The sequence below is a fragment of the Chitinophaga sp. CF118 genome, from assembly GCF_900112615.1.
Lineage (GTDB): Bacteria > Bacteroidota > Bacteroidia > Chitinophagales > Chitinophagaceae > Chitinophaga.
This window is the reverse complement of sequence record NZ_FOMK01000012.1, coordinates 137,528-149,577: the sequence shown is the minus strand read 5'-3', so window position 1 is coordinate 149,577 and position 12,050 is coordinate 137,528. Positions and strand designations below refer to the sequence as shown.

7 protein-coding genes are annotated in these 12,050 nt (G+C 40.5%); 6 read left to right on the top strand and 1 reads right to left on the bottom strand.

The features are described from left to right. The 6 genes from BM176_RS28920 (at window position 1) to BM176_RS28895 (ending at window position 6,923) form a co-directional block, all read left to right on the top strand. Window positions 1-1,350 (top strand): lipopolysaccharide biosynthesis protein, encoded by a 1,350-nt coding sequence (locus BM176_RS28920; protein ID WP_090107890.1) that lies wholly within the window; start codon window positions 1-3, stop codon window positions 1,348-1,350. Continuing rightward, a complete protein-coding gene (locus BM176_RS28915; protein ID WP_218162302.1) occupies window positions 1,347-2,567 on the top strand; it encodes a glycosyltransferase in 1,221 nt (406 codons plus the stop codon). The genes BM176_RS28920 and BM176_RS28915 overlap by 4 nt, the downstream gene beginning before the upstream one ends. A gap of 112 nt (window positions 2,568-2,679) precedes the next feature. Next, window positions 2,680-4,173, top strand: a complete 1,494-nt coding sequence (locus BM176_RS28910) for an O-antigen ligase family protein (RefSeq protein ID WP_090107888.1) — start codon at window positions 2,680-2,682, stop codon at window positions 4,171-4,173. Then, window positions 4,170-4,883 (top strand): TolC family protein, encoded by a 714-nt coding sequence (locus BM176_RS28905; RefSeq protein WP_090107887.1) that lies wholly within the window; start codon window positions 4,170-4,172, stop codon window positions 4,881-4,883. The genes BM176_RS28910 and BM176_RS28905 overlap by 4 nt, the downstream gene beginning before the upstream one ends. 64 nt (window positions 4,884-4,947) lie before the next feature. After that, a complete protein-coding gene (locus BM176_RS28900; protein WP_090107886.1) occupies window positions 4,948-5,697 on the top strand; it encodes a carboxylesterase family protein in 750 nt (249 codons plus the stop codon). Window positions 5,698-5,729: 32 nt separating this feature from the next. Next, a complete protein-coding gene (locus BM176_RS28895; protein WP_090107885.1) occupies window positions 5,730-6,923 on the top strand; it encodes an acyltransferase family protein in 1,194 nt (397 codons plus the stop codon). 60 nt (window positions 6,924-6,983) lie between these two features. Here the strand turns inward: BM176_RS28895 and BM176_RS28890 are convergent, their stop codons facing one another. Further along, a complete protein-coding gene (locus tag BM176_RS28890; RefSeq protein ID WP_090107884.1) occupies window positions 6,984-11,663 on the bottom strand; it encodes a PKD domain-containing protein in 4,680 nt (1,559 codons plus the stop codon). Between the last annotated feature and the right edge of the window lie 387 nt (window positions 11,664-12,050).

The window sequence follows — 12,050 nt, the reverse complement described above, 5'->3', positions numbered from 1 at the left end:
ATGAGTGAACCCAAATACACCTATTGGTTAAAATCTGGTATTTATAGTGGCTTACAGAAAGTCGCAGTATTACTCTTTGGCATATGCAGTGTGCTGGTGCTAACCCGTTCTCTGACCAAATCCGATATGGGGGTCTGGAACCTGTTCCTGGTATATACAGGCATTATCGAGATCATAAGACAATCACTGATCAAAAATGCAGTGATCAAATATATTAATGGGAATGCTGTAAGCGAACATCCGCAGATACTTTCCGCTGCACTGTATCTGAATATTGCTATCACATTCATTATAGGAATACTGATCAGCATATTCATATATCCTGTCAGTACATTATTACAGGCGCCTGCCCTTACGGAGGTCATGTATCTGTTCCTGCCTGGATTATTGCTGTTAATTCCTTTTTCTCACTTTGAATGGACACAGAATGCCAATGCAGATTTCAGAGGCATTTTCTGGGGCTATCTGAGCAGGCAGGGTATTTCTTTCCTGCTGATCGTAGCACATCTGCTGCTTATAGGTCATATTACACTCACTTATCTGATTTGTTATTTTGATGCAGGTCTTTTATGTGGCACACTAGTATCTGCCATTTTTGCAAGAAAGTTTATGCATCGCCAACAAAAAATGCAGAAGGAATGGTTGCTGAAACTTTGGCATTTCGGAAAATTCGTGTTTGGTACCAATATCAGTTCTTCTATTTTCCGTAATACTGATCAGTTTGTCATTTCATCTTATCTGTCTACTTCTGCGGTAGCACTGTATGGTGTATGCTTACGGATCTCCAACCTGGTAGATGTGCCCTCACAGGTACTGGGAGATATCCTGTTTCCCAGAACGGCAAAGATGATGGAAGATGGTAATCTTGAAAAAGTGAAGTATTACTATGAGAAGGCAGTAGGCTCCATTCTTGCCGTTGCAGTGCCTGCAACCCTTGCTATTATGTTTCTACCGAAACTGGTGATCACGATTATTGCAGGACATAATTATCTCGACGCCGTACCCATTCTGCAGGTGACTATCTTTTACGGATTGTTCCTCCCATTCATTAAGCAGTTTGGCACTATCATGGATTCCATTGGTGCGCCTAAAACAAACTTTTTTGTTATCACTATAACGGCTGTATGTAACATCTTCATCTGCATATATTTTACCAGGCACATGGGGTTGGTGGGGGCAGCATATGGTACAATGACTTCTTACGGCATCTGCTTTATTATCACACAAACTATCCTTTACCGTAAGTTGAATATAAACCTGTTGAACGTGGGTAAGTATCTTCTGCGTTTCTATCCGGAAATGTTATCTGTTATAGAACAACGTTACTTCATTAAATGGAAAACAAGATGATCAGGAACAGGGATATCATAGTAGTCGGCCTGCAACCCTGGGATATTAAGATAGGGAGTAATTGTAAGAACATGGCATTGGAAATGTCTCGCAATAACCGCGTGTTATATGTGAACCGGGCGCTCGACAGGATCTCTGTCCTCCGTTCAGCAAAGGATGAGAAAGTACAGACCCGCCGTAATAGTCTGCGTGGAGAAACAAATGACATTACTCCGGTAAACAATACGCTATGGACACTCGATCCAAGGACAATTCTTGAATCTATAAACTGGATTCCTTTTGATGGTTTATTCAATCGCTGTAATTATATCAACAATAAACGCTTGGCAAAAGAGATCAATCAGGCAGTAAAAAGGTTGGAATTCAAAAATATACTCCTTTTTATCGATAATGATTTTTTTCGTGCATTATATCTTCCGGAACTATTAGAAGATGTACATCAGACTATTTATTATATCAGGGATAAACTCACCAGTCAGCCTTATTTTAAAAAACATGGCACCCGGCTGGAACCGGAACTGATGAAAAAGGCAACCATGGTAGCCGCTAACTCTGCATACCTGGCACAATATGCACAGCTGTATAATGAGTCTGCTTTTGATATTGGACAAGGATGTGATTTTGACTGGCTCAAAAATCCACTGTCCGGCATCCCCAGAGAACTTCAATCTTTGCAACGGCCGGTTATTGGTTACGTAGGCGCATTACTGGCAGCACGGCTCGATATCAGCATGCTGGAGGGCATTGCAACGCAAATGCCAGAATGGAGCATTGTATTGGTAGGTCCTGAAGATGATGCTTTCCGTAAAAGCAGATTGCATCAGCTACCTAATGTATTCTTCACCGGTAATCGCTTAGTAGAACAATTACCTGCTTATATCAACAGCTTTGATGTATGTATCAATCCACAGGTGGTTAATGAAATGACCATTGGTAACTACCCACGTAAAATTGATGAATACCTGGCGCTGGGTAAACCAGTGGTAGCAACAGATACAGTAGCTATGCAGATGTTCGCACCGTATGTTTATCTCTGTCGGAATCAGGATGAGTATATCAGCAAAATTGTTGAGGCTTTACAGGAAGATCCGGAAAGTTCTCTCAGGGAAAAAAGAATCCGGTTTGCATTATCCCATACATGGGAAAATTGTGTAGCTGAAATGGGAAAACATCTGGATCAGGTAGTAAGCAGAAATTATCAAAACGCATTAGTATGACAGATAACAGATTCTCAGATGACAGGTTACTGGAAATTATTGTGGTATGTTTCATCGCCATCACAATGGGTTTCCTCTTCCTTAAAGTATTGTTTTTCTGAAATAAAATATTATGAGCATAGCTTCCATACAAAAAACACGCTGGTTTAAAGGTGCCAAACTATTTGATTCACCTTGGGCGTATACTATTATGCTGCTGATTGCTGTAAGCATTAGTTGTATAATAGGATATGGGGATTACCGGATAGGATTCCTGATCATAGCAGGTCTTATAGCAGGCATGGTGGCTTTAATATGCATGTTCAATACCCGTTTGGGATTTATCATTACCACCATCCTCGCTTTCTTCATGTTCTACCCGAAGCATTTTATAGCTGATAATCTTCCTACAGGCATTGTTATAGATATTCTCATTGCGTTAACATTCATCGGAGCCTATTATAAAAAGAGCATCCATAAACAACGTTTATGGGAATACATGAGTAGTCCGGTTACAGTCGTTTATATCATTTATATGGGCTTTCTGCTCATTGAATTATTTAATCCTTCCATGGATTCCGTATCCGGATGGATCTTCACTGTAAGGAAATTTCTCAATTTCATGATGATCTATTTTATCGGACTTCACATCTTTAACAGTTTGAACGATATAAAAGACTATCTGAAATTATGGTTATACCTCGCTATCCTGGCTGGTGCATATGGTTGTTTCCAGCAATGGTTCGGTTTACCATCTTTTGAAGAGCGATGGGTGATGGATGATCCTATAAGATATAAACTATATTTCCAGGGAGGCGAAATCCGTAAGTTCTCATTCCTGTCAGATCCTACAGCTTTTGGAATCCTGATGGGCATCAGCATCGTGTATGCTATTGCCGCGGCAATGAATGAAGAACGGAAAAAACAAAGATGGCTGCTGATCATCGGTATCTTGCTCATGGTATTGGGCATGTCATATTCCGGTACGCGAACAGCCTACTTTATCATCCCTGCAGGTTTGTGTGTATATGTACTAATGACTATCAACAACCGTAAAACTCTGCTGTTTATGGTTGGCTTCCTTTTATTTTTTATGGTGTTGATCTTCGGTCCCTTTTATAGTAATAGCACCGTGAACCGCATTCGAACGTCTTTTAAGTTGTCGGATGATGAATCGATGAATGTACGGGATAAGAACCGTGAGATGATCCGGCCTTATATGCTTAGTCATCCAATGGGCGGTGGCGTAGCTACCACAGGAGTACTGGGGCAGGAATATAATCCCGGTCATCCGCTGGCAGGATTTCCTCCGGATAGTGGTTATCTCCGCACAGCACTGGAAACCGGTTGGATTGGTCTGGGTTACACCTTAATAATGTTCTTTATTACACTGCTGGTAGCTGTGAAAAATTATTACCGGAGCAGATCAAAAGAGGTAAGGACCATCTATGTTGCTATTGTAGCCAGCTTGTATGCATTCATCATTGCACAGTATGCACAGGTAGCAATTGGCCAGATGCCCGGATCCTTCTTCTTTTATAGCGCCATGGCCATTATTGTAAAACTTAAAAATTTCGATACACCTCATAATCAGCATCCGATTAATATTAAAAAAATCACAACATGAACAAGCATTTATTCTTCTCATTTTTCCTAATCGTTACATCCTTGGGACTAAAGGCACAGACTCAAACAGTTAAGCCTACAAAGGACTTTACACAAGATGACATAAAAGACAAACTGGTACAACTTGCATACAATAATCCTTCAATCAAGATAAGAGATTATGAGAAGGATAAAAGCGTTTCTGAATTGCACAAATCAGGTGCAAACTGGCTTAACTATTTAACAGCAAGTGCCAACTTTAATGAAGTAACACTGAAAACCTATAAAACCACTGGTACCACTACGGATATTCGTAATCAAATATATTACCCGCTGTGGAACGTAGGTCTCAATATTCCATTAGGTTCGCTCGTAGGTAAAAGCAGTGATGTAAGAATAGCCAGAAAGAATGTCGCTATTGCTACTGCAGAACAGGAAGTCGCAAAACGTCAGGTAAAAGCAATGGTACTTTCAAAATATCACGATTACTTGATGACCAAAGAAATGCTCACATTGCAAAATGAATTGACAGAAGACGACTATGCTGCTTTTTCACAGGCAGAAACCAAACTCGCAAATGGTAGTATTTCTTATGAAGGATACACCAATGCTGCACAACGTTATAATGATGACAGAAACAAGAAACTTTCACTTGAAAGGGATCTGGCTAACGTAAAGCTGGATATTGAAGAGATCATAGGTGTTAAACTGGAAGAGGTCATTGCCCAGTAATTGTTAAGATTAATATAGAGTAATGGTGAAAATAATCCGAACCCTTTGTATAATATTTGTTCTCATGCGTGTGGAAAGCCCTGCAACGGCTTACGCACAACGGTATATGGATAGCATTCACGTAAATGTAACACCATGGAGTAAAGCCCATGCATTACTTTACCTGCCTGATGAATATAAAAAAACGAAGAAAACTTATCCGCTGATCATTTTCCTGCATGGAAAAAGTAAAAGTGGCTTTAATCTGCAAAAGCTGTTCCTGGAAGGGATTCCTTACTGGATCAATAAAGGTGTGAAAATTGAAGCCGTTAATCCGGAAGATGGCAAATTATACAAGTTCATTGTAGTAGCTCCACAGGCCCCCAGTTGGGGGTTAAAGCCCGATGAACTGAGGCGTATGCTTGATGACATAGAAAAACGTTATCGGGTAGACCGTTCCAGGATATATCTCACGGGCTACAGTGCCGGTGGATGGGCAAGTGTAATGGCAATCACAGAATCAGCAGCCCTTGCCTCTCGTTTTGCAGCAGCAGTTCCAATGTCAGTTGCGTCCATTGATGATAAGAATCTGAAACAGTTTAAACTGGTGGCAGATGCTAATATTCATTGCTGGTACCTGGCAGGAACTGATGAACCGCATTTCCTGGAAGCCTGTGAGCAATACAAGGATAGTACTAATGTATATAAGCCAAACCTGGCCAAGTTAACGATGCTCGAAGGATTTGCACATCGTACCTGGATATCATTGTATGATACAGCTTATAGAAATGACGGAATGAACATTTACGAATGGATGCTCCAGTATAAAAAGTAACATTAATTAAAATAATACATACGTCTACGCGGATGAGAGTACATTTTAAAAATTTAGATGCCATCAGGTTTATTGCTGCTTTGCTGGTAGTACTGCATCATATTCAGTATTTCAAATCTCAGGATGGGATACCCTCATGGTCAGTACTAAATTATATGCTGGAAGATGCCGGACGCGTAGGCGTTAATCTTTTCTTTGTATTGAGCGGATTCCTGATCAGTTATCTGCTCATGACAGAGAGCAGTGAAACTGGCAATATCAATTTTAAGAACTTTTACATCCGCCGTATATTAAGGATCTGGCCATTGTATATGGCATATAGCCTCGTATTGATTGTCCTGTCTCCTTTAGTAATGCATAAACTAGGGATCCCTGTTGAAGGTGATGCTCATACTATTCTTACCAACCTTCTTTTCATGGTGTTGTTTGCTGTAAATATTCAGTTGGCATTCTTCCCTTATAACAAGGGCATCATTGAAATAACATGGTCTGTTTGTATAGAAGAACAATTCTACCTGGTGTGGCCCTTATTACTGTTCTTATTTAAAAAGAGGCTGAAACTGCTGTTCCTGGTAATGTTGAGTGTGGGTTTTCTATGTAAAACATTATGCCTCGTACTTCCACTATTCTTTTCTGTCACAACTAAACAATTATTTGGCATCAACTATGTTCTGTTGTTTGATAAACTAGAGCTCTTTGGAATGGGAATGTTTGCAGCGTACCTGTTGTTCAATAGGGAAACATACAGTAAGTTTTTCAAAATTATACTGAAACCTGGTATCCAGTGGAGTATGCTGATCATCACAGTCTTTGTCATGTTGTCCATTATTAAAATTCCGGTACTCAGTAAATACTATTATGATCATTTCATTCATGCCGCACTCTTTGGCTACCTGATGCTGATGGCAGTAGCGCCCAATAGCATCCTGCAACTGGAATATCCATTACTGAAAACATTGGGGAAGGTGTCTTATGGTATCTACCTGTTTCATGCACCCGTTTGCCAGATGCTGCTGATTGGTTTTATAAAGGTCTTTGGCAAAGGTCCGGATATACTTGTATATGAAATATTCTATCCACTTGCAGGAGTAATCACAACTTGTGGTATAGCGTATTTGTCATATGAATTATACGAGAAACACTTCCTGAAATTAAAAACCAAATACTCTGCCATTCAAACCTATTTCACAAAAAAGAGGCTGCCTCTTTCTGAGACAGCCTCCTGATTATTCCTGAAAGTGATCCTGCCGGGATTCCCCGGCGGATCTTTCGGGTTGCATAGGTTATTAATTTTTAATGAATTTACTGGTTAAATTCATTGTCTTTCCATCTGTGACTTGCAGTAAATATGTACCAGAGACAAGATTGCTTACATTGATATCTTTCTGAATGGTGGTTATAGGACCAAGATAATAAGTGCCATTTGCAACACCATTACTATTAAAGATATTTACAATGATATCCGTTTCTGTAGCTAGAGTGAGCTTTAAAGTAAGTGTACTAACCACCGGATTTGGATAAAGCTTTATTGTTGACAGCGATTGTGTTACCACCCCTGTCTTCGAACCTACTATGATAGTTACATCATCAGTAGCGGTATTGTTATATGTATCTGTTACTTTTAAACGGAACACATAAGTACCAGCAGTTGTGAAAGTGACAATTGGCTGCATAGCGGCATTATTCAGGATGGTTTCTCCTGCAGGGCCACTCACCTTAGACCAGGAATAGTATGATACATATCCGTCATTGGTAGCATAAGAACCAGCACCATCCAGGGTTACCATGTTGATAGTAGGGAACGCGATGGTTTGATCAGCACCTGCATTAGCATACAACTGATTGGCCGGATTAGGTTTTACGATCACAGATATATCATCTGTACCAGTAGTGCCACCATTGTCAGTCACTGTTAATCTGAAAACGTAGGTACCAACCTCGGTCAGTTTGTTCAGATCACTTTTCACCGCAGTGGGAGATACAATGGAAGCTGTTGAAGGTCCTGAAACCTGTGACCATTTGTAGCTGATTATATTACCATCACTATCGGCTGATGCAGCAGCAGTTACCGCAGAATTGTTCATCGGTTGTGTAATGGTGATATCATTACCTGCATTTGCAATTGGTGCCTTATTAGTTGGAGCTGCCGGGGCATTCACAATAACACTCACCTGGGCAGAAGCCATTGCGCCATCGTTATCCTTAGCAGTCAGCTTAAAGATATATGTTCCTGCAGTGGTCAGCTTGCTAACAACAGGATCGGTAATAGTTGCTGATGAAATTGTAGCCGTTACGGGTCCGGATACCTGTGCCCATGCAACAGATGCAATAGTACCATCTGGATCTGTAGCGGAACCATTCAATGTTGCCTGTGATACAGGTAATGTGATAGTTTCATTACTACCTGCGGTGGCAACTGGTATCTCGTTATCAGCAGCATTTACAATAACACTCACCTGGGCAGCATCTGTTGCGCCATCGTTATCTGTAGCAGTCAGCTTAAAGATATATGTTCCTGCAGTGGTTAGTTTGCTAACAACTGGACTGGTAATAGTTGTTGATGAAATTGTAGCAGTTACTGGTCCTGATACCTGTGTCCATGCATAAGATGCAATAGTTCCATCAGCATCTGTGGCTGAACCACTTAACGTTGCCTGTGATACAGGTAATGTAATTGTTTCGTTACTACCTGCGTTGGCAACTGGTGCCACATTTGCAGCAGCATTCACAATAACACTCACCTGGGCAGCGGCTGTTGCGCCATCGTTATCTGTAGCCGTCAGCTTAAAGATATATGTTCCTGCAGCGGTTAGTTTGCTAACAACTGGATTGGTAATAGTTGCTGATGAAATTGTAGCAGTTACTGGTCCGGATACCTGTGTCCAGGCATAAGAAGCAATAGTACCGTCAGCATCTGTGGCAGAACCACTTAACGTTGCCTGGGATACAGGTAATGTAATTGTTTCGTTACTACCTGCGTTGGTAACTGGTGCCACATTTGTAACAGCGGCAGCCTTTACTGTAATAGTCACCTGATCTGTGGCTGAGGCCCCTTTGTCATCGATTACAGTCAACTTAAAAACATAAGTACCTGCAGTAGTCAGTTTACTTATTACCGGATTGGTAACAGTAGCTGATGAAAAAGTAGCAGTTACTGGCCCGGATACCTGTGCCCAGGCATAAGAAGCAATAGAGCCATCTGAATCGGAAGAACCAGAACCATCCAGTGTAACCGTTGCAACTGGTAATGTGATTGACGCATCGGTACCAGCAGCTGCTATCGGTGCAATGTTAGCTACAGTTCCTGAACCGTATTCGTCAGCACCTATATCAAAAGCAGCACCCTGTGGTCTTACTTCACCATCAAAATCGATTTTGAAATAAGCACTCAGATCCTTTCCTTTATCTATTGCAGGAGATCCTGCTGCAAGGTGAAAATTCTTGCCTGTAGCATTTGCAAATTTAGCGGTAGCAATATCTGGAATGTTAAGATTATTGGAAGTGGTATTAACGATTCCTTTATCCAAACTCAGGTAACTTAATGCAGCTCTTGTTGCCAGAGAACCCGGACTTACCAGGAGGTTATTATAGAACAGGTTACCACTGGCTACAGTTCCATAGCTATTCTGCATGCGAATAGCGTCCCTTCCTGAATTAACAACAGTGTTATTAAATGCATATAACTGTAACGGAACATAATTGTTCTTGGTTGGTCTGTCATCTGCAAAGATTGCATCCTGTCTTACTGTGGTACCATCCCAACCGGCATCACTAACAATATTGTTATACACGTAACAAAGGCCCATACCAAATATTTCTATCCCGTTACCTGTACCTTTAACTACTATGTTATTATATACTTTACCATTGGTTTCTCCGCCAAGAATAATACCTGCCTGCTGGCTTCCTTTATTCTCGATACCATAGTTTGATACATTATTATTATAGATCTCTACATTCTCAGGTGCAGAAGCTACCTGGATACCATCCCAACCAGTGTTGGCAGTGATTACATTGTAGATCTTCAGGTTATAGATACGTGGAGGCAATACATTTTTTACTGTACCATCAGCACAGGTTACTTCTGTACCATTAGGTGCAGTATTACCTACATACATTCCTTCTCCTATTACATCGTGTATATAGAGGTCGTGCAATTTCACATTCCTGATAGCGAAATAAGGATACTGATTAGCAGTTTCACAGTCAGGGTTCACTTTTGCCATCAACCCTACTTCAGAACCGGCAATTTCAACTCTTTCCGCTTCATAATCTGTACAGCCCTTACCCATTGCCATACCTACATTCAGTTTAATGTTTACACCATCTATGCTGAAACCATATTTATCAGTACTACCGGAGCCGGTAACCTTAAAGTATTTAGCATTGTTAAAGATAAATCCGTAAGAACCACCATTACCTGCTTTCACCTGACCACCACAGTTAATAAATACAATTGGTTTGGCAGTAGTTCCGGTAAAATTAAAGAACTGAATGTATTTATAATTACCTGCCTGAACACACACAGTATCACCAGGCTGTACGCCCAGGGTGGTACCATTAATATATGCGCCACCATCAGTTCCCGGAGTAATCAGGAATTTACAGTAATTACATGCAGTAGTTGTTCCATTTGTTGCAGCACTTACTACTACCGTAGCCTGTTTAGTGCCAGTAGTACCAGCGGTATTTTTCACAGTTAGATTAAATACATAGGAACCTGCAACCAGGTTACTCACCGTAATCTTTGCAGTAGTGGTACTGCTGAAGGTTGGGGTGGATGGTCCTGATACAAGGCTCCATGCATAACTTGCAATAGTACTGCCAGATGCTGTTGAAGTTGATCCGTCAAGTGTAGTACTGTTTACCGGAAGTTTAATATTACTGTATACTATAGCGGCTACGGGTGCAGAGCTGGTTGCTGCGGATACTACAACGGTCACCTGTTTGGTGCTACTTGTTCCTTCAGTATTTTTCACTGTCAGGTTAAATACGTAGGTACCTGCTATCAGATTACTTACAGTGATCTTCGCAACACTGGTGCTGCTGAAGGTTGGTGTAGATGGTCCTGATACAAGGTTCCAGGCATAACTGGCAATTGAACTACCGGATGCTGTTGAAGATGATCCGTCCAGTGTAGTACTGTTTACAGGAAGTGTAATTGAAATATTTTCAGCTGCTACAGCCGCTACAGGTGCGGGAACAACGGTTGTTCCGCCTTTGCTGTACTGTAACATCCATTCATAAATGTTTGGAGACTGGTAAGTATGGGTTGCATCATATGCTTTGTCCCATACATTATCACTGTGAGTTCCTCCAGTATAAATAGTAGAAAGAGCTGGGTATTTGGGACTACAGCCATTTATCTTGGTAACATAGTTCTTTTGGATATCAAGAAAACTATCGCCGCTGCCAATAAGAAACCATGAAGCAATATTGCTGCTGGCTACATTACATAAACCAGGAACTTTAGCAGCGTCTATAGCTGCTGAAGATACAGGAACAATTGCTGCAAGGTTGTTTGAATAGTTGGTACCTGAAGCCACATAGTTTAATGTACCATATCCACCGGCACTCAGACCTGTAAGATAGATACGTGATGCATCAATACGATACCTTGATTTAACATCATCCAGAATACTCTGGATCATATCGGCACTTGCCCAGCCATTAGTGATTTGCGGTGAAACCGTGATAAACTTAAATAATTTACCACCTACTGTGAATTGCATTTTTGCCCCCTTGGAAATGATTTTAGGGAGGCCGTGTAATAGTACATCGTTTACGTTCGTACCCGCTTCACCAACTCCATGAATAAAAATGATAAGTGGGTAACTGGTTGTTGTACTGCTGTAATCATCGGGTAAATGTAACCATGCACCAGTAGTAACTCCTGTAGCGAGTTTTACCGTAATTTTGGTCTGGTCCCCTTGTGCTTGCCCTCTAAAAGGGTAAAGCATTAACATGCACGCGGCGCATAGCAATAGCCTGCCGAAAGTTAGGTTTTTCAATGTTGGTTAAAATTTAGTAGCGTTTTTCAATCAATAGTCTAATCTTTTTCGTAATCTGATGCTTCATATATTGTCAAATATCGTCCCTGGCAAAAGTAGGATATGTATTTGTTTTTTTATAAAAAAAACAAATATAAAGTATTTAATAATCTATTATAATAAATAATGTGTATTTATCTTATTTTAAGCAAATTAGAGGATGTTTTTCATGATATGGCAAAAAGACATTAGGTTTCTATTCTCATTATATTTTTGTTACGCATTCTTGTAAGTGATTATATAATGAAATTCCATTCTAAGGTTATAGGATTTACTTAATACAAATTGGAACTTTATTTCATG